Below are 22,144 nucleotides of genomic sequence, written 5' to 3'. Positions count from 1 at the left end.
AAATTAAACCCTTTATAAATCAGGAACCTTGGGGAATCACCTCAAGTTGATACTCAGAATTTGTCGCATTTTCTGTAGGTACTGTTACATGAAATGACAAAAAATGTGATTTTTTTCAAACATTTGTTCAGTCAACACTTGTTCGCAAAATAAATTCGGGCAAGTATTCATTAACTCAACGAGTGAATAAGAAAAATATGGTCGCACACACAAAGCCATTCGAGAGAACAGCAGCAATGCTCACGGGCCTTTCTGCCCGCAACCCGGTCGCCACCGGCATGGCATATTTCAGGGCGCATCATCCAGTAGATCCCGACGACTGTGAATACAGTGAACTGGCAGCACACATTGAAGACACGGGCCTGCTGAATTTGAGCCTGCCCTTTATTCTCCGAGGCTTGGCCGAAACTGAAGGCAGCACCTGGCACTATTTCCGTGGCCTGATGAAAGCGTATTCCGAACTGCGCCCCAAGGTTAAAACCATCGAATCCACGCCTCGCCTGATTGGCGAACTATTGAAAGTTTGCATTCATGAATATGACGCGATCAATCATGAAGCTTTCGATGAGGCACAAGCCTGCAGCCTGGCCGTGCTTGAAACAGCGGCCTACCTTCTGGTCCACTACAGCCCACATGAAGGCAAGCAATGGTTGGAAGCAATCTATCAAGATTGATTTGAGCCAGCCAACAAGCCCCTGAAGCAGTTGAATAATTTGGGGATTGCTGCATGTGAAAATATTTCGTATATTGATGTATATTCGAATTAATAAAAAATGCAAACCTGCTGAAACACCGATCCAAACGAGAAAGGTAAAACGAATATGGAATTTGCTCTTGGTCTTGCCATCGTACTGATGGCATGGAACACAACCGGAGAAACAAGTGGGGAGACAAGCGCCACTGTAGCAATGGCGGCACCCACTTACTCAGCGGTGGTCGATAAACGTGAGGAGAACCTCCCGTATTTCGCCGATGAGCTGCTGTCACGCAATGTTGAACTGGCCAGGCACAACGCTCCCGACCCCATGCCGCAAGCCAGGCACATCGCTGTAGTGGCGCAACCTGCTCTTGAACCCAAATCACCAAGTGCACTCTCCAGCAAAACCAGCAACATTCAGCTGGCCATGCAAACGCCTTCCTCCGACGTGTTCATTGTTGACCTGCCACCGAAAGTTATTCGGGAAGCCGAACAGCTGGCTGCTCTGCCTGTAAAGCAGGAAAGTGCAAGGCTGGTGGTGACACCACGCGCCATTCAATGGGAATTGCGTGTTGAAGATGGTCGACTGGACAAAGCCATTCGCCGCTGGGCGAAAGAGGCTGGTTACACATTTCGTTGGGATGCCGATCGCTACGTGATGATTGCAGCGGGCACGACCTTCTCTGGCACTTTTGAGTATGCAGTAGAGCAAGTACTTGAAACACCAGGAATCAAGAACAGTGAATACCCACTGGAGGCTTGTGTGTACAACAACGAGCCACCACTGCTACGCATTACCCGCCTGGGCGACCAAAAAGAAGAGTGCCGATAAAACATGAAGACACCACTGAACAGAACATTGGTTAGTACGGCAATTGCGGCACTGCTGTGCCTTGCAACAGCAGCGTGTACTGGCCCACAGATCCGTGCAGAAGTACAAGCGGACAACGACAATGGAGTCCGCAAAGTTGATCAGGTCAACAGCACCTTGCCAACCAACGGTTCATTTCGTGGCAGCAGTCAGTATGCCGAGGAACAGGCCAGGCAACAGCAAAACGCCAAGGTTCTGAAGCGTGCCAGCAAAAGCTGGATTGGCAGCACGTTTGTGCATGTGAATGACGATGACAAACTGCCGGCAGTTTTCCACGAAACCTACAAAATGAATTTCGCGGACAAAGGTCGCCCTGTGGATTTGAACATGGTGGCTGCGCGCTTGACTCAAATGGTCGGCATTCCCGTACGGATTCAACAAGATGTTTTCAGTGCGCCCGTAAGCGCAGAGCCACGCAGGGGTGCACGCCAGTTGCCACCGGTCAATGCACCGGCTGAAGCGGCACCGCCCCCCTCCACCCCGACAGTGACGGACAGCGTTGCGCTGGCTCCGCAAACCACAGTGGGTGCCGTGTTCATGAATTGGGACGGCACACTGATTGATTTCCTCAACAACACCGCCGACAAGTTGGGCTTGTCCTGGGAATACCGGGACAACTCGATTGTCATCATGCGTTACACCACCGCCATGTACGAGTTGGCATCATTTCCCAACGGCTATGAATACGCCATGAGCAGCGGCACGCAAGGTCGTGTTCGCGGGAACGAAGTACAAAGCAATTCAAATTTGAGCGTGTCCGAGAAAGGAAAAATCAACGGCCAGGCCAGCATTCTGGAAGTGATCAATCGCATGGTAGCCTCGGTACCCGGGTCGGAAGTGATTGTGGCCGAAGGCACGGGCCGTGTGATGGTGAAAACAAGCCGTGACATGCAAACCCAAGTGCGAAATCTGATCCGCGCCGAGAATGCAAACATGCTGAAACAGGTGCATGTACAACTCGATATTTACTCGGTGATGTCCAAAAAAGATGATCAACAGGGTGTGAATTGGGATGTTTTTTTCAGAAGCCTGTCTCAGCGCTACGGTATTGGTGTGTTGTCACCCGATTCGCTGGTGGCCCCCGAAGCCGGTCTTATAGCACTGACCATTCCCGAGGCGTTGCAGGGTTTTATTCCTGGCCAAGGATTGCCAAATAGCCCCACCAATCAGCGATTCGGCGCCAGTTCAGCCATTGTGCAAGCGCTAAACGAAATTGGCGACAATGTGCAGCATCGCCCTATTTCGCTGGTGGCGCTTAACAGGCAATGGGCGCGCAAGGCACGCCTGACCACCACGGGCTATTTGTCAGAAACCAAACCAGCCTCCTCGGGCGCATTGGGTGGCGGTACAGGTGTTCCCGGTTTGACGACCGATGAAATCACGACTGGTGACCAGTTTGCGGCCATGCCGTTTATTCTGGAGAACAACACCATCATGCTGAAAATGGGCATCAGCTTGTCCGACCTTACAAGCCTGCTGGAAATTACCACAGGCTCTGGCGAAACCTTGCAACGCGTTCAAACACCCAACACCAGCAGTATTTCCGACCAGTACACCATTGCACTTCGCCCCGGCGAAGTCATGGCCATTACCGGTTTGTCGCGCGATGTTTCCGGCTTTAAGGAACGCAAGCTGACTGAACAGGCGCCGCTGCTGGCTGGTGGTTCCCGCAACCTGTCGACCATGCGCGAGAACTTTATTGTTCTTGTACGCGCGGTGGTGCTGTAAATAGCGGGGCAACACCATGGCTGAGCAGTCTGCAGTAGTTCATCAGGTAGGCAAGAAAGCCTACATTGCTGGCCTGAACTGGCAGCCTTTGGCTCATTCCGGCTACAGCAAACGAATTGCCGATATTCGGGAATTTGCAGACCGCATCGACGCCACCAAGCATATTCTGCTCAAAGGCAATCAGAACGAATACCTGGGTCTGTACAACTTTGACCCTGACATTTCAGACGAAGAACGCACGAGCCAGGTGTACAGCCTGGCTGCCATGCTGGTCACACGAAATGAGCAAGAGCACGCCATCTATGCCATTCGCATAGAAGAAGGAATCAAGAAAGGCCAATTGGCACTGGTGGTGATTGAACAAGGCGCGCCGACGATGGACATCATCGGCAGCGATTCCGAGGTGCTCAGCACTGTCAACACCTACACCAATGGGTCGATTGAAAGCTCGGAATACCATGTGTACAGCAATGCCTCCGAGCTGTTTCCCAGTGCCCTGCCCCTTGAAATCGCAACCCAGCTGGGTAGCTTCAACAAGAAACACGCACTGACTGGCTTGCCAACAGACCTGATCAAGACATCGGGAATGCTTGCTGTTGTTTTGTTGCTGGCAGGGGGCGTGTATGGCGGCAATGAGTACCTGGAAGCCAGCGCACGCGAGGCACGCCTGAAACAGGCGCAGTCCAATATACAAACACCGCAGTATCTGAAAAAGTTGACGACCGACCAACGCAATGTGGGCTTGGCCAATACCGATGTCGTCGAGATGCTGAACCTGTTGAGCGAGCAACCTTTTATGGCGCGCGGCTGGTTGCTGGAGAGTATTCAGTGCAACCTGGGCAAGTGCACCAGCCAATGGCAATCGCAAGGGGGTTACACGCAAGAGCTGGTGAGTTTTTTAAACAATCAGCAAAGTAGCCCAGACCCCAAAGACGTCAACAAGTTGAAATTCTCGTTCTCGTACGAGATGGCCCCCGAGGGAATTCAGCAATTACAAGACTTGCCAAAAAAACAGGAAGCCAGTGAGCTGCTTTACCTGGAACAACAAGCCTGGCAAAAAGCCGGCATTCAGTTCAAGGTGGATACGCAAGGCCAAACCTGGCCCACCGGCTTCAAGAGCATTCCACCGAACGTGTCGGTGAATCGCCATGCCACAGAGGTGACAGGCAGCCTGACATTAATGAAAGACTTTCTGGATCGTTACCAATCCGGAATTTACTGGAATCAGATTTCGATGAAAATTGAACCCAAAAACCTGGATGCTGCCGTGATGGTGACATTGAAGGGAGCACTTTATGCGTACTAATTATTTGACTCGGGCCCTTCTGGCCACGGCTGGTCTGCTGGTTTTAAGCGGAGTACATGCGCAAGAAAACACACCGGTCAAAGTAGAAGCCAAAGCTGAAAATAAAACTGCGGTAACACCCGTTGAAAATATCAAACTCAATGGAGTTTATGTACCACTGAATATAAAAACACTGGCTGAAATTCAAAGGCTGCAGGAAGAACAGGCCCTGCGTGAAGAGCTTCAAACCGCGTTGAAGGCAGGCGGTAGCGTAAGCACCAGTGTAAGCACCAAACCCCAACCCGCCCCGGTTGCGGCTACACCGGCCAGGCAAGAGCCTGCACCCGTGCGCACTGCAAGAAAACCGGCGAGTACATTTTCAGCCAATACGCTATTGGGCGTATACGGCACAGCAGGCGCGATGACAGCGGAAGTACAAACAGCCAGCCGAAGTGTACGCACGCTTCGTGAAGGCGAACAACTGGGAAAATTCAATATCAAACGAATTACTCAAAATGGACTTGAACTGATCGCAAGCAACGGCAACACGCAGCATGTCTCCGTGGGTGCGCAAGTGAGGTTTTGATCATGAACAGAGATCCTGCACTGAATGTGTTGGCCACGCAGGCGGACAAATCACTGAAAGTTGAAAAACTCAGCGAGTTGCCCGCGTTTTCACGCGTACTGACGGACGGCAGTGCGGGGGCTTTGTTGAAGCTGCCAGCGGCGGTAGAAAAACATGTGTGCGCCATTGAAACCGGCGTAAAACGCGCAATCATTTTGTACGACGCCGAAAAAGTTGCGCTGGTCCGCCCTTTCATATCCCACCTGCGCGGCAAACTGATCGCTGAAAAATTTACGTTCGAACGGCCGGAAATTGGCTGCGGCGGCGGTGTTATTGAACACCTGATCGAAAACTCAAGAACCAAAACAGACAACACCGACGGGGAAGAAGACCCCGCCTTGGCACAGTCCAAAGCCAAGGAAATTTTTGAATCCTGGGTCGCATTGGCCGTGCAGGAAAGAGCCACCGACATTCACGTGCAGGTGGTCAACAATATTGCTGAAGTCAAACTTCGTGTAGACGGCGAACTGGAATTTCTGCGCGACCAGCAAGGCGGCGTGTACACCCCCCTTCAAGCTGAGCGTGCCGTGGCCTGGGCCTACAACAACGCATCGGGCAAGGGCTCCAACAGCAACAGCCAGTTTTCTGTCGGCGAAAACCTGTACTGCATGATCGCCGCACGGGAAGTGGGTGGCAAACGCGTGGCCATGCGTTATCAATCCATTCGCGGCTGGGCGGGCATCAAGGTGGTGTGCCGTTTGCTGTACGTGGACATCGATGCGCCAACCCTTAGCTATGAACAGTTGGGCTATGCGCTCTCGCACATGAAGCAGTTAAAGAGCGCATCCAACACCCCTTCCGGCACTATCATTTTTGCGGGGGTTACGGGCTCCGGCAAAACCACCACGCTAAAAACTTTTATTGAAACCCATCCGGGCAATGGCACCGATGCTTTTTATTCCATTGAAGACCCCGTGGAATATCCGCTTCGGGGTGTACACCAAATTCCGATTCAGCGCGATTTGCTGGACCGCAAAGGTTCAGCCGCGAAATATGCGGAGGTGGTTGCCGGCCTGATGCGTGCCGACCCTGGCTGTGTGTTGATGGGTGAAATTCGTGACCCGGCCACTGCGATATCAGCCCAGCAAATTGTTGAAACGGGCCACATGGCCTGCGGTACAGTGCATGCGCATTTGATCTCGGGCATTGTGCCCCGCCTGACCAATGAGGAAATCGGGATGAGTCGCGATGTGCTGACCAACCCGAATATTTTGACCTTGCTGGTTTACCAGGCCTTGGTGCCCAAACTGTGCCCCCACTGCAAAATAGGTGGTCGACTTTATCAACAAGGCATGTCCGACGCCGAGCATGTGTTTGAACTGCTCGACACGCTGGAAAACCGGTTTCAACTGGAACGCGATCTGTTTTACTTCAAGAAACAGGGTGGCTGCCCACATTGCAAACACCGGGGAACTGCGGGCCTAAGCGTGGTGGCTGAAATTTTAACGCCCGACCGAAAGTGGCTGAACCTGATACGCCAAGGCAAGGACTACGAGGCCATGATGTATTACCGTTCCAAATCGGACGGCAATTTCCGATCGGAAAACATGGACGGCAAAACCGTGTTTGAACACACCCTGTACAAAGCACTGCTGGGCGAAGTGGATCCACGTCATTGCGAACGTTTTGACAGCTTTGACCGATTCGAAATCATGAACGACGCTGACCGCGCCGAAACCGCCTGCTACACCTGAACATGACATTCAAAAAGAAACTGACCAACCTGTTCAATGCCATCAACTTGATGGATTTTCGCGGCAAGCGTGAGGCGTTCTATGAGCAACTCGCCAAGTCGATTGAGAACAAAGAACAGTTCAAAACCTTCCTTGAAGAAGAACTGAAAATTGCGCGCCACAAGCGAACACGCAACAGCAGCCGGGAAGCGGCGTTGAAGCTGATGGTTCGCAAACTCAGCCTAGGCGATGATTTTTTGATCAGTCAAATTCTGGGCGCGGTTATGCCCCAGAACGACCGCATGATGCTTGCCGCCGTGGATGAAGCCAAAGACAAACCAGGCACGCTGCGTGCCTTGGCCGCCGCAATTAAATCGCAAAAAGATGCAAAAAGCGTGATCTGGAAAGCGATATTTCCCCCCATGGTACTGATACCGGGCGTAGCGGGCTTTAGCTATGTACTTGCCACGCAATCCATTCCAATTATTGTGAAAGTGGCACCGCCTGAGGTGTGGACACCGTTCAACATGTCAGTCCGAATCGTGTCGGAAATTGTTGCCTCTCATGGCGGTTTGATTGTGCTGTGTATCATTGGCACTATCGCCGCATTTACTTACGCGCTGCCCCGCTGGAAAGGCAATTTGCGAAGCCAGTTAGAGCAAGTACCGCAAGGCTGGGGTTTCTTGCTGTTTCCGGTTGCGCCGTTTTTGTTGCCACTGTCGATTTACCGCGACTTTCAGGTCAGCTTGTTGGTCACCTCACTGGCGGTGTTGTTGAAAAGTGGTGCCACCCTGTCTTCAGCACTCGACACACTGAAACGCAACGCCGACCCGTGGATGCGTTGGCATTTGAAAAAGATCATGAACCACTTGAACGTGGCCCCCACCGATTACATTCCTGCGTTCAGCAAGGGGTTGATGAGCCCGAAACTGCTGGCTCGCCTGGCCACCACCATACGCAACAACCCGCAATTCGACAAAATTCTGATTCAGCTTGGCACTGAGGGTGGTGAGGACATTCGCAATGAAATTGGCAACACCGCCAAGGGTTTGAATGCTGTTTTACTGAGCGTTGCAGCAGCTGTGGTGGTGTTTTTGTACGTGGGGCAACTGTCGATCAGCCAAAGCATGACCGAAGAACTGGACCCTGTGAAAAGAATGCAACGCATGCGTTGAAATAAGTGCTTGACACAGCACGCATTTAATCTACAATTAATTCGTCTGTTGGTATATATACGGAATGCTTGGGCCAACACGTACTACACAATTTCCCTTCGGAGAGAAATCAAAAATGATGACATCACACACACTGAATGCCCGCCGCAAACAAAGCGGTATTACCCTGATTGAAGTTTCAATCGGCCTGATCATTGCAGCGATTGTTGCTGCTGCAGCCTTTATCGCATTCCAGAACAATGCGCGCCGTACTGAAGTGCAGGACAACATTAAGCAGATTACAGAAGTGATCAGCGAAACCAAACAGAAGGTCGGTTCTACTTCTGGTTACACTGGTTTTGATCACACAGTTGCCGCACAGCTAGCCATCTTGAAAGTTGACGGTTCTGGCGCACCATTACCCAACAGCTACAACGGTGCTATCACTATGGATGGAGACGATGTCACGGGCAATACAACAACGCTAGTTTGGAACAGCGTTGAAGGTGACCAGTGCTCAGACATCGTTTTGGCAGTGGCAAACGGTGTCACGAATATTTCCAGCGCAGGCGCAACGGTAACTGGTGACGTAACGATTACCAACGGTCAAATTACTTTGGCTGATGCCACCACACTTTGCGGTGCCGGTGATGAAGATATTGCCCTGACATTCACCTTCGGTCGTCGTTAATCACATCAATTGAAATACTCAAGGGGGCAGCATTGCCCCCTTGTTCATTTGAATCAAGGCGGCTTGCACATGCTTGACTCACTGAAACAGAGCAACAAAAACCACACCGGCTTTCTCAGCATTGAGTTGGCACTGGTGCTGATCATCAGTGCAATCATTGCTTTTGCAGTGGTTCAACAACAAGCACGTTCTGCAAAATCCTCTGTCGCAAAAATACAAGCCGACCAGCTTAACCAGGTTGGCAACGCACTGAATTCTTACACTGATCTTTACCGGCGTGGCCTGTCCGCCCCAGGCGATTTGCGAGTCGACCTGAACAACGACGGCATTACCGACGTGACCATTCCCGAGAACCCGGTCAGTGGTAACGAAGGCAGCAAATTGACTCCCACAATGCAAAACCTGATTGATGTAGGTCTGCTGCCTGCAAGTTTTGTGAACCGCCCTGCTGCATCGAATGGTCAATTTATTACCCGTCTGTCTGTGCTTCCGGCCAACTGTTCGGTCGCAGCAGACAACTGCCGCATTGAGGGCTACATTACGCTGAGCCAGGCAGTCACCATTGGCGCGCAAGATCCCACTGCGGGCGAATTCGACAACGACATCGCAGGTGACATGCTGAGCTTCATGGGCGGCAATGGTTTTGTCACATTGCAAGCTGATACTCCTGCAGTGAGTGCTGGCGGCAACTTTACAGTGGCACTGGACATTGATGGTGACCGAGTAACCGACTCAACAACACCGGCAGGTTTGCCCGGAGTTCGAGTGGGCGCACTGGCCTCCCGGTACGATGTACGTAATCCCATTGCCGATGTTGACTTTTGCCGGGGCAACCGCACTTTGAACTGGGTACAAAGCGGAGTTGCGTGCACAACAATCATTTTCAATGACACCCCTGTTGGCTATCGCTTTGTAGCAGTGGACGCCGACACAGGCGGTGGCGCAGGCGCTGGCGGCAGCGCCTTTATTCGCTGTGTGTACAACCCCAATGCCAATCCGCCAGCGCAATTGTCCATTCTTAGCAGTTGCTGTCAGAACGGTAACCAGGCCTGCACACCACCCGCAGTGCCTTAATCATGAACAGGCGACAGTTTCTTGCTGCAGCAAGTTCGGTTTCGCTGGCAGTACACCTGGACAAACTGGCGTGGGCCACACAATCCCCAAGCTACACGCTGCTGGATGTTCAGCGTGGTTCTGAGCGCTTTCAAATCGATTTCAGCACACAAGAGGGTTTTCGCACCGCGGCCTGGTTGTTAAGGGACATTCGAGCAAATCGTGTTGGAATACCCAACATTGAAATGTTGCAACTGGCAGCATGGGCCCAGGTAGTTTTGGCTGAACACCATGCCTACACCGTGTTCGAAGTTACCTCGGGTTTGCGAACCCAACAGACCAATTCCGTAGTGGAAGGCGCCGCCAGAAACTCCCGACATCTGCCCGATGCCGGTGGGCAGTTTTTTGCCATGGACATTAAACCAATTGGTGTGAATATTGATCAATTGGCTAAAATCCTACAGTACCCCGCATTCGGGGGGGTTGGGATTTATCGCAGCCATGTACATTTTGACATTCGAGAAAAAGTGGTGCACTGGAACTCAAAAAAGTGATTTATTTCATCCACTTGAACGATTTTTAGTCAACAACGAAGCGACATGATGCATTGTCTATTTGTGTTAAATATTCTTTTTTAACTCAAATTACAATTTCAGTGCCCGAGTTCCGTATCATTACTAACCAACGAGATTGCTTTATCACGCGTCATGCCTCAAATTAACAATAAAAACAAACCACGTACAGGTGCCTATCTCAACCTGTTCAAACAGAAATACGGTTTAACCGTATCCAAAATGTGTGCCTTGTTCGGCATTAGTACTCAGGCGAAATTCAATTCGATTGTTCGCCCTGCGGTGGGAAGTTCAAGCGATGAATTGCTAGATCCAACCGTTGCATTAATTTTACGGCTGTACGAAACCCACGAGTCTCTGGTGCCTTTGAACAATGAACTCAGCCTGGAAGACACCTACAAAATGTTTCAAAGGGTGTTCGGAAAAACCAAAGTGACTGAAAGTACATTTGGTCAATTGTTGGGTCGCAGCGCGGGTTCAGGTTACAGGTGGCTAAACGGGTCTGGAAATGCCACACCGCAAGTCGGCATTGTGCTGGAAAGGCTGCATCACATGTTGTCCAGCGGAATGGAAGAACCCGAGGTGTGTTACTTGTGGCTGGATATTGTTCATCAAGAGTACAGAGCACGCAATCAGGTGCCACCGCTTAGTGATACAGACGCAGTGAAGTTATTGATTCAGAAGTATCCACTCAAATACAAACACATGGCGTCATGAACACAACATGGAATACACCGAGGTCAAACTGATTGCAGTGTGGAGCGGCCCCCAAGCCCCACCCAGCCAGTTGAAACTTTCTGATTACAAGTTGCCGGTTGCAGGCCGCATGCCGAAGAATTACTTCAATGCGCTGTATGGCAACCGCAATGCCTACATGGCCTTGGGCGAGCTATTGGCACAGGCTCAAAAATCGGGACATTATTTTTCAACAGCCACAATCACCGTGGGCATAGAAACGCCTCGCAAACCCGGTGTGGTTCATCTTGAAGACATTGGAGAGGAAACCGGCGCCCAGTTTGTCAATTTGTCGCGCGTGTCCAAAGAGGTGGTGTCTGAGGTTGCCGACATTTACAGAACGTGCAGCGCTTTTAAAAACCTGCCCGATGACGAAGTGGACTGGCGCAAACCCTTCCGCTTCATGCCGGAATGTCCCGAACATTTGCCAGTGGTATTCGACTTGCTTCAGTGCTCGGTACTGGTGCACCCGGTTGCCTTTACGACCACGCCGGAAGGCAAGCACCACTTTATCGCCAGCTTTGATCCTGAACGGATCACGATTCTGGACGCTCAACCCAATCGGCATGAAATCGGCCCGCACCCGGACAAAATCATCCTCTAAATTTGGTACTGGGGCTTCGAACGCCCGGGCACGTCAGGACCCGGTTGCTGTGACGGAATAATAGTAATCACGGGTTGCGAGAGCTGGTTGCTAAGCGAAAACGCCTTGGGAACCATGCCATTTTCATCGGCATGCATGTAAATAATCGACATGACTGCCGCGCAAAAGCTAATCACCAATACAGCGACCATGGTAAAAATCACCGCCAGTATCCGTGTTGAACGCCGTGGCCTTGTCGGGTTGAGTCCGTTCATGCTGCAATCCTCCGCACCTTGGCATTTAACATTACAACTTCTGTAAAAAATTACAAGGCATTCCTTTGCTCAAGGAAATGCCATTGTTTGATGATTTCATGCAGGGCGGCCAAGCCGTCTGTAAGTGCCGCAGGCCCGGGCTGCAAAATCAAAGGCGATTTCACCTCGACAATCTGCCTGTTTTTCACGGCATTCACATCGCCCCACCCTGCCCGTGCAGCCACGGTTTCCGGGCGAAACTTCTTTCCACACCATGAACCAATGATGATGTCGGGATTTCGACGAACAATTTCTGCGCTGTCGGCAATAATTCGGTTTTTACCCAAACTTTGCGTGGCCAGTTCGGGAAAGCAATCATCACCCCCGGCAATTCCAACCAACTCGCTGACCCATCGAATCGCACTAATGGGCGGCTCATCCCATTCTTCAAAATAAACCTTGGGGCGAACTGCCCATTGGCGGGTTTCCGCCCGGATGCCCTCTACTTTCGCCTGAATGTCGGCGATCAACTGCAAGCCCTTCTCGGCAGCACCCACCATGGCTGCGACCTGATACATCATGCTGAAAATTTCAGGCACAGACCGTTGATTGAACACCGTGACTTGAACGCCATGACGAATCAAGGCGCTGGCAATGTCAGCCTGAAGATCAGAAAAGCCGAATACACAATCGGGTTTCAAGGCCAGAATTTGATCAATTTTGGCGGTAAGGAATGCGCTAACCTTGGGTTTTTCAAGGCGTGCCTTGCGCGGGCGCACCGTGTAACCGGAAATACCAACAATTCGGTGTTCTTCACCCAACAGGTAAAGCCATTCGGTGGTTTCCTCGGTGAGGCAAACAATGCGTTGGGGGCCGTAGCCAGAACTGGGCAACAAGGAATCTCCGCAAATGAAGGTTAGAAATCGCCCTTATAGTACTGGAATTGAAATCACCCGCAACTTTGTTTTGCGTTACACTGCGTGCCCCAATCTTTACTCTACGGATCCTAAGCATGTGGTTTAAAAACCTGTTCATCTTTCGCCTTACCAAATGGGAAGAAACACCCGAGTCGCTGGAAGACAAACTGGCCAAACAAGCGCTGCAAGCCTGCGGCGGCATGGATTTACAAACACGCGGCTGGGTTTCTCCCAAAACCGAAGGCGAGCCTTTTGTACACAAAAGTGGCAAGCAGTTATTGATTTCTTTGGGTCTGGAAAAAAAGCTGCTGCCCAGCACGGTGATCAACCAGTTCACCAAGGCACGTGCCGCTGAAATTGAAGAACGCGAGGGTTACAAGCCCGGCCGCAAGCAAATGAAAGAAATCAAGGAAGGCGTGACGGATGAGTTGCTACCCCGTGCCTTCGCAATTCGCAGCCGGATCAATGCCTGGATCGACACTGAGGGCAAATGGCTGGTGATTGATGCAGCCAGCCCCGCCAAAGCCGATGAACTGGTGGGCATGCTGATGAAAAGCGTAGAAGGTGTGGCCATGGCCTTGGTGAAAACCAAAACATCGCCCACGGTGGCCATGACCGCCTGGCTGGCCGAAAATGACAACCCCCCACCCTTTACCATTGACCAGGACTGCGAACTGAAAAGCCGTGGCGAACAGGCTGCCACCGTGCGCTACGTGAAGCATTCACTGGAAGCCGAGGAAATTGCCAAACACATCAAGGGTGGCAAGGATGTAACCAAACTGGCCATGACCTGGGCCGACAAGGTTTCTTTTGTACTGCATGAGAACCTGCAGGTAAAACGGGTTGCGCCTTTGGATGTGATCAAGGAGCAAGCCGCCCTGAGCGCTGATGACGACGCCTTCGATTCGGACTTTGCCTTGATGACCGGCGAATTGCGCAAGTTGATCCCCGGTTTGATCGACATTCTGGGCGGTGAACTGACTGGCGCGAATTAACAAGTACCCCGGTAATCTTCCGACATTCAGTGTACAAGTGTTACTTTTTGCCGCATCGAAATTTACGATTTCGTTGCGGCAGAACCTCAACAAATAAGAACAATTATTAAATATTTAAATTGGGGTTCATCAGAAGGCCAAGAATCAGTATGATTCATCATCCTTTGAACCAACTGGTAAAAACCAACCTTCAATGACCACTCGAGTTGACCCCAATAGCCCGATCCACTGGCCCGGCGCAATTACCCTGTTTGGAACCACCATCGCTGCACTCATTCTTGTACCGGCCTACGCCTGGTTCAATGACTACAGCACGGCTGCCTGGGTGTCGTTCGTTGTATTGGCAATTCTGAATGGCATTTCAATTACTGCCGGTTACCACCGCCTTTGGGCGCACCGCACTTACGAGGCGCATTGGTCGGTTCGCTTCGTGCTGATGTTCTTTGGCACCATGGCCGTTCAAAACAGCGTTCTGGTTTGGGCTTCGGGCCACCGCACGCACCACCGCCATGTGGACGACACGGAAAATGATCCCTACTCGGCCAAGCGTGGTTTCTGGTTCTCGCACATGGGCTGGATGATCCGCAAATATGAATCTGGCAAAGAAGATTTCAGCAATTCACCCGACCTGTTGAAAGACCCGCTGGTGATGTTCCAGCACAAGCACTACACCGTATTGGCCTTGGGCATCAACTTCGTCTTGCCAGTGTTGCTTGGCCTGTTGGTGGGCGATTTGTGGGGTGTTGTGCTGCTGGGTGGCCTGGCCCGCCTGGTGTGGTCCCACCAAACCACGTTTTTCATCAATTCGCTGGCGCACATTTGGGGTCGCCGCCCTTACACCGATGAAAACACAGCCCGCGACAACGATTTCCTGGCGATTTTCACCTACGGTGAGGGCTATCACAACTACCACCACCTGTTTCAGTACGACTACCGCAACGGCATTAAGTGGTTTCACATTGACCCCACGAAATGGCTGATCGCCGGTTTGTCGTATGTGGGTTTGACCAAAAACCTGAAGCGCTGCGACAAATTCGCCATTGAAAAAGCACGCATTGCGATGCAATTCAAGCGTGCCGAAGAAAAAATGCTGGCCCACCCTTCTACCATGCAAGCACACGTGGATGCCATGAAAGCCCGCTTGGCGCTGGAATATGAGCACTACAGCAAAGCCTTGCAAGAATGGGCCAAGCTGAAAGAAGCCTGGTACCAGGACACCAAAAACGCCATTAAGAACGGCGACACATTGGCAGCGTACAAAGCGAAATTCAAGGCCATGGAAGTTGAAATGCGCCTGCAGCGCAAGCGCTTGCAAGCCTTGGTACGCCAGGTTCAAAAACCGGCGCTGGCCGCTTGATCGGCTAGACCTTTCAGATAAAGCGGGCCAAGGTCACCGCGACCCTGGAGCCTGTACCAATGGCACCCACCCAAAGCCTGGCGAATAAACCGCCGGGCTTTGTTGTTTTTGCGGCGGCTTCGTCGCGGTGCGCGCATTCGTCCATTTGAAACTCAATCAACTGCGCCTTGAGCGCTTGGTGAGTACCTAATGCGTTCAGCTTCTCGATTTGTTCCTGGTAGTGCAGGTTCACAAAAGTTTCCACTGCGGCAATGGTTCGGTACACCGCAGCTTGCCCAAACAACACTGGCAAAGCGCCTGTGATGAATCCTGCAATGCGCCAAGGCACCAATAACCAGCTACGCCTGAACACGGGCAGCAGTTCATTCATTGCATTTAAATGGCGCAGTTCAGTTTGCAAGTGTTCACTGGAAAAAGCGCGAATTTCCGGGTCTTTGGACACCGCCAAAATGCCTTTGTAAATCCACACTGCACCGGTTTCACCAGCGTGGTCGGTGCGAATATCGGCCACCAATGCTGGCGGCAAATGGCTGGTGTCGAATTTCAAAATGAACCGCTGAATTTTCGGGCGCACAGGCAAAAAACCGTTGTAGGCCTTTTCCATCACCCACAACATGCCAGGCACTTTGGCAAGCCAAGCCAACACCCGCCAGCCCGGCAATTGCGCCCACACATGCACGAAGGCAGCCGCGCCACTGAGCAACTCACCTTGCGCCGTTTGCGTGTGAAACCGCGCCATGAGCATTTCTTTGGACTGGCCTTGGGGAAGTGGTGTGTCGGGCTTGGACACATCAACCCAAGCAATGGGCTGATCGGGGGTCATGTTTTGGTACACCGCAATTTCGCGGCGGCACATGGGGCATGAGCCGTCGAAATACACTTCAACACACCGGGATTGATTTGAAACTGCCTGGTCTTTTACTGCCATGACCGTACTGCCTTACTGTTGAGAACGCGTAGAACTTAAACGCTTAACCCAGTTTAACTGTGTACTTCACCCCGTCAAACTCGATCACATCGCCACCCACAATTTTCTTGCGCTTCTGGGTTTCAATTTGACCGTTGACCAGCACGTGGCCGTCGGCAATCACGTTCTTGGCTTCGCCACCGCTGGACAACCAACCCTGAAACTTCAGGATTTTGTATAGCTCAACGGGTTCTTTGTTGATGATGACTTCGTTCATGGCGAAATGTTCCTTGCGATCAATGCCCGAAGTGTATCAGCCTTCGAGTATCCACCTAGCCGCCTTCTCTGCAATCATCAACGTGGGGCTGTTGGTGTTGCCACTGGTAATGGTCGGCATTACGCTGGCATCGGCAATTCGCAAATGCTTCACACCAATGACGCGCAAGCGCGAATCAACCACCGCAGCGGGGTCGTTGGCTGCACCCATTTTTGCCGTGCCCACCGGGTGGAAAATGGTGGTGGCAATGTCGCCGGCCAGCCTTACCAGTTCCTCATCAGTTTGAAACTCCACACCAGGCTTGAACTCCTCGGGCTGGTACTTGGCCAAGGCGGGTTGTTGCGCAATGTTGCGCGTTACGCGCAGGGAATCGGCCGCCACCTTTTGGTCTTCTGTTGTGCTGAGGTAATTCGGAGAAATGGCAGGTGCATCGGAGAAATTGCCATTCTTGATGTGCACAGCACCACGGCTTGTGGGGTTCAAATTGCACACACTGGCCGTGAAGGCATTGAAGTTGTGCAAAGGCTGGCCAAACGCGGGCAAGCTAAGCGGTTGTACATGGTATTGAATGTTCGGGTATGGCCGGTCAGCACTGCTTTTGGTGAAAGCACCCAGTTGCGAGGGTGCCATGCTCATGGGCCCGCTGCGCTTGAACACATACTCCATGCCAATTTGAGCCTTGCCCCACAAGCTGTTGGCCAGCGTGTTCAGGGTTTTAACACCTTGCACCTTGAACACCGCGCGAATTTGAAGGTGGTCTTGCAGGTTGGCGCCCACACCAGGTTTGTCGAGCTTCACGTCGATGCCGTGTTGTTGCAGCAAACTGCCCTGCCCTATACCCGACAGTTCAAGAATTTGCGGCGTACCAATGGCGCCTGCGCACAGCACGGTTTCGCGCACGGCCTTCACCACCACTTCTTCGCCAGCCTTGATCACAACTGCGCCGTTGCACACCAGCTCGCCACTTGGGTTTCGCTCGATGGACAAGTTTTTAACCTGCGCATGGGTCCACACCGTAAGGTTCGGGCGTTTCATGATGGGGCGCAAGAAGGCTTTGGCCGTGTTCCACCGCCAGCCGCTGCGCTGGTTCACTTCAAAGTAACCCACACCAAAATTGTTGCCACGGTTAAAGTCTTCATTGGCCGGAATGCCCGCTTGCTGCGCCGCCTGTGAGAAGGCTTCCAGAACTTCCCAACGCAAACGCTGCTTTTCCACGCGCCATTCGCCCTGGCCGCTGTGAAACTTGCGCAATTCAGTGTCGGCCAATTCGGCATGCGGGTTGTCGTAACGCCAGTTGCTTTCATGGGCCAGAAAATCTTTCAAACAATTATCCCAGTTCCATGCGGTGTCGCCAGTTTGCGCGGCCCAGCTTTCGTAATCACGGGCCTGACCACGCATGTAGATCATGCCGTTGATGCTGGAACAACCGCCCAGCGTTTTGCCGCGCGGGTAAATCAGGGAACGGCCATTCAGGCCTGCATCGGGCTCGGTTCTAAAACGCCAATCGGTGCGTGGGTTGTCGATGCAATACAGGTACCCCACCGGAATGTGGATCCAGTGGTAGTTGTCTTTGCCGCCCGCTTCCAGCAGCAACACCGAATTGTTTGGGTTGGCGCTCAGCCTGTTGGCCATCAAAGCACCTGCCGTGCCCGCACCCACCACAATGTAATCAAAAGTCCGCATGTCTACCCCGAGTTGATTTCTAGATAGTAACCAGCATCGAAATGGCGTGGAGCGCTACGCTGCAATGATTGGATTGGGGTTTTCCAGAGTTTTGCAAAAAAGTTAAAGATGAAATGACTAATCATCCGCGCTTGTGACGATTCCAAGCATGTCAGAATGATACCCAATTCCTTTACAATCACAGGCTAATCACCTATTCCAACAGCTCGAGGTTTCAAAATGACAGAACGCACCACCGTGCATGGCTTGAAAGTAGCCACCCCACTGTACAACTTCATCAACAATGAAGTGCTGCCCGGCACCGGCATTGATCAGGCTGGTTTCTGGAAAGGCTTCGACGCCATCGTGAGCGAATTGGCGCCCAAGAACGCCGCCCTGCTGGCCGAACGCGACCGCATTCAGCTGGAAATGGACGCGTGGCACAAAGCCAACCCCGGCCCCATTGCCGACATGGCCGCTTACCAGGAATTCCTGAAGAAGATTGGTTATTTGGTTGAACAGCCTGCCAAAGTGCAAGCCACAACCGCCAATGTAGACAGCGAACTGGCCACACAAGCTGGCCCCCAGTTGGTTGTACCCATTTTGAACGCACGCTATGCACTGAACGCTGCGAACGCACGTTGGGGCAGCCTGTACGACGCACTGTACGGCACCGATGTAATTTCCGAGGAAGGCGGTGCAGAACGCGCAGGTGGCTACAACCCCGTGCGCGGCGCGAAAGTAATTGAGTTTGCACGCAACTTCCTGGACCAGTCCTTCCCACTGGAAGGTGCTTCACACAAAGACGCAGCTGGCTACGCAGTGGCTGGTGGCAAGTTGCAGGTTAAATTGCAAAACGGCAACACTGCTGGCCTGAAGAATGCCGCGCAACTGGTTGGCTTCCAAGGCGACGCAGCAGCGCCCTCTTCTGTATTGCTGGTGAACAACGGCATTCACGCCGACATCATCATTAACCGCTCAACACCGATTGGTTCTAGCGATGCAGCCGGTGTGGCCGACGTGGTGCTGGAAGCAGCGTTGTCGACCATTCTGGACTTGGAAGATTCTGTTGCAGCCGTAGACGCTGAAGACAAAATTGTGGCCTACAAAAACTGGCTGGGCATTTTGAAAGGCACGCTGACAGAAAGCGTGAGCAAGGGCGGTAAAACCTTCACCCGTGGCTTGAATGCCGACCGTGTTTACACTGGCGTGAATGGCGAGAAAGTGACCATGCATGGCCGCTCCATGTTGTTCTTGCGCAATGTGGGCCACTTGATGACCAACCCTGCCATTTTGTGGGGCGACAACAAAGAAATTCCCGAAGGCATTCTGGATGCAGTGGTGACCACCACCATCGCTTTGCACGACCTGAAAGGCAATGGCGTGAACGGCATTCGCAACAGCCGCAAGGGTTCTGTTTACATCGTGAAGCCCAAGATGCACGGCCCTGTTGAAGTGGGCTTTGCTGCCGAGTTGTTCACCCATGTAGAAAAGCTGCTGGGCCTGCCCGACAGCACCGTGAAGCTGGGCATTATGGACGAAGAGCGCCGCACATCGGTTAACCTGAAGGCCTGTATTGCTGCTGCGGCCAGCCGCGTGGCATTTATCAACACTGGTTTCTTGGACCGCACTGGCGACGAAATGCACACTGCCATGCACGCAGGCGCAATGATTCGCAAAGCCGACATGAAGAGCAGCGCGTGGATTGCCGCTTACGAGCGCAGCAACGTGCTGGTTGGTTTGAGCTGTGGCCTGAAAGGCCGTGCGCAAATTGGCAAGGGCATGTGGGCCATGCCCGACCTGATGAAGGCGATGCTGGAACAGAAAATTGGCCACCCCAAAGCCGGTGCGAATACCGCTTGGGTACCTAGCCCAACGGCTGCAACCCTGCACGCCATGCACTACCACCAAGTTAGCGTAGCGGCTGTTCAAGCCGAGCTGGAAAAGATTGATGCCGACGCAGAACGCCCAGGCATTTTGGCCAACTTGTTGCAAGTGCCAGTGGCCACCAACACCAACTGGAGCGATGCAGAAAAGCAGCAGGAACTGGACAACAACGCCCAAGGTATTTTGGGTTATGTGGTTCGCTGGGTTGACCAAGGTGTGGGTTGCTCGAAGGTGCCCGACATCAACAACGTGGGCCTGATGGAAGACCGCGCCACACTGCGTATTTCCAGCCAGCACATTGCCAACTGGATTCTTCACGGCATTGTGACTGAAGCCCAGGCCATGGAAACCATGAAGCGCATGGCCGCCGTGGTTGACCAGCAAAACGCCGGTGACCCCGCTTACAAGCCCATGGCTGGCAACTTTGAAACATCAGCCGCGTTCAAGGCTGCATGTGATTTGGTGTTCAAAGGCATGGAACAACCTGCCGGTTACACCGAGCCACTGCTGCACGCATGGCGCTTGAAGGTGAAAGCTGCTTAAGTTGATTTAGCGGTTGGAAGTAAAAAAGCCAGGTGCTGAAAAGTGCCTGGCTTTTTTGTTGTGTGAGTTGGATATTTTGTATTGTCGATTAGCGATTTACTCAGACGCTATTCACTCCCCTAAAGCATCCTCATATTCCTTTAACTGAAGCGCGCGGGCTCGAACCAATTCCATGCCTTCGTTGGTGGCTGTGACTTGCCACATGGTGCCTTCTTTCGATGCGATGATTTTTGAAATTACTTTGCCCTCGGCATCGCGAAACTTCAACCAAGCCCGTTGCGCTTCCTTTAACGAGACTCGCTGCTCTTTATTCAATCGAGACATCAGCCGAGTGTAGATTTGGTTCATTTCCTGATCCCACTTTTCCCTGGCTGTGTTCATAGCAGCCCGCATGCCCATGGTGGTGTAATCTTTTTCAAGGGTTTGCTGCAACCAAGTGTCGATTGGGTGCGCGGTGGGCGCTTGTGCAAAAGCGCTGTTAGCAATACACAGCAGCAATGGAATTAATATTTTTCGCATGTGCTTGCTCGCAAAGTTAAGTGTTAAATGCAGACTGCAACACGGCAACTGAAACCAAATGGGCAGTTGCATGCGCAAGCATGGCGGCTTCCAGGCCCAGGCGCCAGTACAGCACTCCAAACAAAATTCCGGGCAAGGTGTTTCCAAGCATGACATACGCAACAACTGGTGCGCTCAGCCCACCGCCCATGGCCACCACAGCAGGCAAATGCCCCGCCGCGAACAACAGGGCTGCGGTAACAATACCGAACACAATAAATGCTGTTAGCGGGGGCCCCGAGCGCTGCTGCAGAAAGCGCCAAGGCAGCCAGATCAGCAAGGTCATCAACCCCCAACGCATCAAGATTTCTTCAGTGATACCGCCGTAGAGAACCTTGGCGACAAGGGGAATTTGGAACTGGGTACCCAAGGATTGAATTTCGGGAGGAGCCGCCCCATTCAAGTAGACGAGCAAGGCTGCCACAAGCAAACCAACAAGCAATGCAGGGAGCAGTTGGCGCCTTAGGGGATCGGTACAATTTCGACCGAGGACGAAAGCCTCAAACACAGGTGAACCAAGACCAAGTGGCTTGGATAGCGCAACGCCAACCCACACAGCCAATGCCAGTAAAGCCCCACTTTGCAACAAACTTGCGGCGATTGCCAGGCCGGCAGGTACCTGTTCAGGTGCAGAAAGCAACAGCTGAGGAATTACCGCGAATGATATGGCAGCAACACCTGCCATTCCGGCCAACCAAAGGGCTACGCCGAGGCGTAACCGGGGATTCTTAAACACTCAAATTTCCTTGAAAGCAAAAAAACATTTAAATCGCCCTGCTTTGCATTGGGCCGTATTTAATGTTGACACACCATGCCGGGAAAATTTGAAAGTCGGAAGCTGCTCGTAACTAACTTTTGAATCCAGTTCATTGTTCAATCCACTGAAAAATGTATGTGGAATTGGAAGACGCCTAATGTTGAACTAAAAGGTCGTCTGGATACAGTACGTTGGAAAATCAAATCCCTTAACCTTGGGCAAAACACTATCAGAAGATTTCCATTAATACCCACCCAAGAAGGGACAGAGAGCAGGCCTCGGAAATTCGGACAGGTGGATAAAAGATGACAGCTCTGCTTTTTGGGCCAACAATATTGGCCAGAAAAGGAGAAATCATGAGTC

General features: G+C 52.2%; 22 protein-coding genes. 15 read left to right on the top strand and 7 right to left on the bottom strand.

Annotated elements, in window-relative coordinates; translation table 11 throughout:
• Nucleotides 1-197 precede the first annotated feature (197 nt).
• The 12 genes from ACVL1J_RS03315 to ACVL1J_RS03260 all read left to right on the top strand — a co-directional run bounded on the left by ACVL1J_RS03315 (nucleotide 198) and on the right by ACVL1J_RS03260 (nucleotide 11,688).
• Nucleotides 198-674 (top strand): hypothetical protein, encoded by a 477-nt coding sequence (locus ACVL1J_RS03315; RefSeq protein ID WP_341237858.1) that lies wholly within the window; start codon nucleotides 198-200, stop codon nucleotides 672-674.
• Nucleotides 675-821: 147 nt separating this feature from the next.
• Complete coding sequence (locus ACVL1J_RS03310; protein WP_341237857.1) at nucleotides 822-1,529, top strand: TcpQ domain-containing protein; 708 nt, start codon at nucleotides 822-824, stop codon at nucleotides 1,527-1,529.
• A 3-nt stretch (nucleotides 1,530-1,532) separates the two neighbouring features.
• Nucleotides 1,533-3,296: a type II secretion system protein GspD gene (locus ACVL1J_RS03305; RefSeq protein WP_341237856.1), complete on the top strand. Its 1,764-nt coding sequence runs from the start codon at nucleotides 1,533-1,535 to the stop codon at nucleotides 3,294-3,296.
• Nucleotides 3,297-3,312: 16 nt separating this feature from the next.
• The gene (gene pilO2, locus ACVL1J_RS03300) at nucleotides 3,313-4,602 is read left to right on the top strand and encodes a type 4b pilus protein PilO2 (RefSeq protein WP_341237855.1); all 1,290 of its coding nucleotides are present in this window, start codon (nucleotides 3,313-3,315) and stop codon (nucleotides 4,600-4,602) included.
• The gene (locus ACVL1J_RS03295; RefSeq protein ID WP_341237854.1) at nucleotides 4,592-5,167 is read left to right on the top strand and encodes a hypothetical protein; all 576 of its coding nucleotides are present in this window, start codon (nucleotides 4,592-4,594) and stop codon (nucleotides 5,165-5,167) included. Before pilO2 ends, ACVL1J_RS03295 begins: the two co-directional genes overlap by 11 nt.
• Nucleotides 5,168-5,169: 2 nt before the next feature.
• A complete protein-coding gene (locus tag ACVL1J_RS03290) occupies nucleotides 5,170-6,900 on the top strand; it encodes a GspE/PulE family protein (protein WP_159568560.1) in 1,731 nt (576 codons plus the stop codon).
• A gap of 2 nt (nucleotides 6,901-6,902) precedes the next feature.
• Entirely contained in the window at nucleotides 6,903-8,054 is a 1,152-nt protein-coding gene (locus ACVL1J_RS03285; RefSeq protein ID WP_159568559.1) for a type II secretion system F family protein, read from the top strand.
• Nucleotides 8,055-8,169: 115 nt separating this feature from the next.
• Complete coding sequence (locus ACVL1J_RS03280; protein ID WP_341237853.1) at nucleotides 8,170-8,724, top strand: type 4 pilus major pilin; 555 nt, start codon at nucleotides 8,170-8,172, stop codon at nucleotides 8,722-8,724.
• A 69-nt stretch (nucleotides 8,725-8,793) separates the two neighbouring features.
• On the top strand, nucleotides 8,794-9,798 hold the full coding sequence (locus tag ACVL1J_RS03275; protein ID WP_341237852.1) for a hypothetical protein: 1,005 nt from the start codon (nucleotides 8,794-8,796) through the stop codon (nucleotides 9,796-9,798).
• Nucleotides 9,799-9,800: 2 nt separating this feature from the next.
• Nucleotides 9,801-10,331, top strand: a complete 531-nt coding sequence (locus ACVL1J_RS03270) for a YcbK family protein (RefSeq protein ID WP_341237851.1) — start codon at nucleotides 9,801-9,803, stop codon at nucleotides 10,329-10,331.
• Nucleotides 10,332-10,484: 153 nt separating this feature from the next.
• The gene (locus tag ACVL1J_RS03265) at nucleotides 10,485-11,066 is read left to right on the top strand and encodes a hypothetical protein (protein WP_159568556.1); all 582 of its coding nucleotides are present in this window, start codon (nucleotides 10,485-10,487) and stop codon (nucleotides 11,064-11,066) included.
• 7 nt (nucleotides 11,067-11,073) lie between these two features.
• Nucleotides 11,074-11,688: a hypothetical protein gene (locus tag ACVL1J_RS03260; RefSeq protein ID WP_341237850.1), complete on the top strand. Its 615-nt coding sequence runs from the start codon at nucleotides 11,074-11,076 to the stop codon at nucleotides 11,686-11,688.
• On the opposite strand, the gene ACVL1J_RS03255 is transcribed toward ACVL1J_RS03260, so the two are convergent.
• Nucleotides 11,685-11,942 (bottom strand): hypothetical protein, encoded by a 258-nt coding sequence (locus ACVL1J_RS03255; protein ID WP_159568554.1) that lies wholly within the window; start codon nucleotides 11,940-11,942, stop codon nucleotides 11,685-11,687. The two genes, ACVL1J_RS03260 and ACVL1J_RS03255, sit on opposite strands and share 4 nt — an antisense overlap.
• Before the next feature lie 50 nt (nucleotides 11,943-11,992).
• Nucleotides 11,993-12,817: a cobalamin-binding protein gene (locus tag ACVL1J_RS03250; RefSeq protein ID WP_236550793.1), complete on the bottom strand. Its 825-nt coding sequence runs from the start codon at nucleotides 12,815-12,817 to the stop codon at nucleotides 11,993-11,995.
• 116 nt (nucleotides 12,818-12,933) lie between these two features.
• On the opposite strand from ACVL1J_RS03250, the gene ACVL1J_RS03245 reads away from it, so the two are divergent.
• Together ACVL1J_RS03245 and ACVL1J_RS03240 are read left to right on the top strand one after the other, a co-directional pair.
• Nucleotides 12,934-13,833: a recombination-associated protein RdgC gene (locus ACVL1J_RS03245; RefSeq protein WP_159568552.1), complete on the top strand. Its 900-nt coding sequence runs from the start codon at nucleotides 12,934-12,936 to the stop codon at nucleotides 13,831-13,833.
• Nucleotides 13,834-14,026: 193 nt separating this feature from the next.
• Nucleotides 14,027-15,190: an acyl-CoA desaturase gene (locus tag ACVL1J_RS03240; RefSeq protein WP_341237848.1), complete on the top strand. Its 1,164-nt coding sequence runs from the start codon at nucleotides 14,027-14,029 to the stop codon at nucleotides 15,188-15,190.
• A gap of 13 nt (nucleotides 15,191-15,203) precedes the next feature.
• Here the strand turns inward: ACVL1J_RS03240 and ACVL1J_RS03235 are convergent, their stop codons facing one another.
• Genes ACVL1J_RS03235 through ACVL1J_RS03225 form a run of 3 tightly spaced genes read right to left on the bottom strand, consistent with a single transcriptional unit; the run spans nucleotide 15,204 to nucleotide 18,057 of the window.
• Nucleotides 15,204-16,118 (bottom strand): demethoxyubiquinone hydroxylase family protein, encoded by a 915-nt coding sequence (locus tag ACVL1J_RS03235; RefSeq protein WP_341237847.1) that lies wholly within the window; start codon nucleotides 16,116-16,118, stop codon nucleotides 15,204-15,206.
• 43 nt (nucleotides 16,119-16,161) lie between these two features.
• Complete coding sequence (locus ACVL1J_RS03230) at nucleotides 16,162-16,374, bottom strand: RNA-binding S4 domain-containing protein (protein WP_040513673.1); 213 nt, start codon at nucleotides 16,372-16,374, stop codon at nucleotides 16,162-16,164.
• 36 nt (nucleotides 16,375-16,410) lie between these two features.
• A complete protein-coding gene (locus ACVL1J_RS03225; RefSeq protein WP_491665112.1) occupies nucleotides 16,411-18,057 on the bottom strand; it encodes a GMC family oxidoreductase in 1,647 nt (548 codons plus the stop codon).
• A 219-nt stretch (nucleotides 18,058-18,276) separates the two neighbouring features.
• On the opposite strand from ACVL1J_RS03225, the gene ACVL1J_RS03220 reads away from it, so the two are divergent.
• Nucleotides 18,277-20,466, top strand: coding sequence for a malate synthase G (locus ACVL1J_RS03220; RefSeq protein WP_341238232.1), 2,190 nt, complete (start codon nucleotides 18,277-18,279; stop codon nucleotides 20,464-20,466).
• Between the two features lie 111 nt (nucleotides 20,467-20,577).
• Here ACVL1J_RS03220 and ACVL1J_RS03215 read toward each other — a convergent pair whose 3' ends face one another.
• Both ACVL1J_RS03215 and ACVL1J_RS03210 read right to left on the bottom strand, forming a co-directional pair.
• On the bottom strand, nucleotides 20,578-20,985 hold the full coding sequence (locus ACVL1J_RS03215) for a lysozyme inhibitor LprI family protein (protein WP_341238233.1): 408 nt from the start codon (nucleotides 20,983-20,985) through the stop codon (nucleotides 20,578-20,580).
• A gap of 16 nt (nucleotides 20,986-21,001) precedes the next feature.
• Nucleotides 21,002-21,760 (bottom strand): CPBP family intramembrane glutamic endopeptidase, encoded by a 759-nt coding sequence (locus tag ACVL1J_RS03210; protein WP_341238234.1) that lies wholly within the window; start codon nucleotides 21,758-21,760, stop codon nucleotides 21,002-21,004.
• Between the last annotated feature and the right edge of the window lie 384 nt (nucleotides 21,761-22,144).

The organism is Limnobacter sp. G6BE5S (assembly GCF_058448965.1).
Note: the sequence above shows the minus strand (reverse complement) of the source record. Positions and strands in the feature narration are given on the sequence as shown.

Bases quoted from the DNA above. Each gene is read 5' to 3' on its own strand.
- ACVL1J_RS03310 (WP_341237857.1), top strand. From the start codon at position 822: ATGGAATTTGCTCTTGGTCTTGCCATCGTACTGATGGCATGGAACACA.
- ACVL1J_RS03255 (WP_159568554.1), bottom strand. From the start codon at position 11,942: ATGAACGGACTCAACCCGACAAGGCCACGGCGTTCAACACGGATACTG.
- ACVL1J_RS03245 (WP_159568552.1), top strand. From the start codon at position 12,934: ATGTGGTTTAAAAACCTGTTCATCTTTCGCCTTACCAAATGGGAAGAA.
- ACVL1J_RS03315 (WP_341237858.1), top strand. From the start codon at position 198: ATGGTCGCACACACAAAGCCATTCGAGAGAACAGCAGCAATGCTCACG.
- ACVL1J_RS03230 (WP_040513673.1), bottom strand. From the start codon at position 16,374: ATGAACGAAGTCATCATCAACAAAGAACCCGTTGAGCTATACAAAATC.
- ACVL1J_RS03240 (WP_341237848.1), top strand. From the start codon at position 14,027: ATGACCACTCGAGTTGACCCCAATAGCCCGATCCACTGGCCCGGCGCA.
- ACVL1J_RS03305 (WP_341237856.1), top strand. From the start codon at position 1,533: ATGAAGACACCACTGAACAGAACATTGGTTAGTACGGCAATTGCGGCA.
- ACVL1J_RS03265 (WP_159568556.1), top strand. From the start codon at position 10,485: ATGCCTCAAATTAACAATAAAAACAAACCACGTACAGGTGCCTATCTC.
- ACVL1J_RS03285 (WP_159568559.1), top strand. From the start codon at position 6,903: ATGACATTCAAAAAGAAACTGACCAACCTGTTCAATGCCATCAACTTG.
- ACVL1J_RS03225 (WP_491665112.1), bottom strand. From the start codon at position 18,057: ATGCGGACTTTTGATTACATTGTGGTGGGTGCGGGCACGGCAGGTGCT.
- ACVL1J_RS03275 (WP_341237852.1), top strand. From the start codon at position 8,794: ATGCTTGACTCACTGAAACAGAGCAACAAAAACCACACCGGCTTTCTC.
- ACVL1J_RS03295 (WP_341237854.1), top strand. From the start codon at position 4,592: ATGCGTACTAATTATTTGACTCGGGCCCTTCTGGCCACGGCTGGTCTG.
- ACVL1J_RS03235 (WP_341237847.1), bottom strand. From the start codon at position 16,118: ATGGCAGTAAAAGACCAGGCAGTTTCAAATCAATCCCGGTGTGTTGAA.
- ACVL1J_RS03280 (WP_341237853.1), top strand. From the start codon at position 8,170: ATGATGACATCACACACACTGAATGCCCGCCGCAAACAAAGCGGTATT.
- ACVL1J_RS03220 (WP_341238232.1), top strand. From the start codon at position 18,277: ATGACAGAACGCACCACCGTGCATGGCTTGAAAGTAGCCACCCCACTG.
- ACVL1J_RS03260 (WP_341237850.1), top strand. From the start codon at position 11,074: ATGGAATACACCGAGGTCAAACTGATTGCAGTGTGGAGCGGCCCCCAA.
- ACVL1J_RS03215 (WP_341238233.1), bottom strand. From the start codon at position 20,985: ATGCGAAAAATATTAATTCCATTGCTGCTGTGTATTGCTAACAGCGCT.
- pilO2 (WP_341237855.1), top strand. From the start codon at position 3,313: ATGGCTGAGCAGTCTGCAGTAGTTCATCAGGTAGGCAAGAAAGCCTAC.
- ACVL1J_RS03290 (WP_159568560.1), top strand. From the start codon at position 5,170: ATGAACAGAGATCCTGCACTGAATGTGTTGGCCACGCAGGCGGACAAA.
- ACVL1J_RS03270 (WP_341237851.1), top strand. From the start codon at position 9,801: ATGAACAGGCGACAGTTTCTTGCTGCAGCAAGTTCGGTTTCGCTGGCA.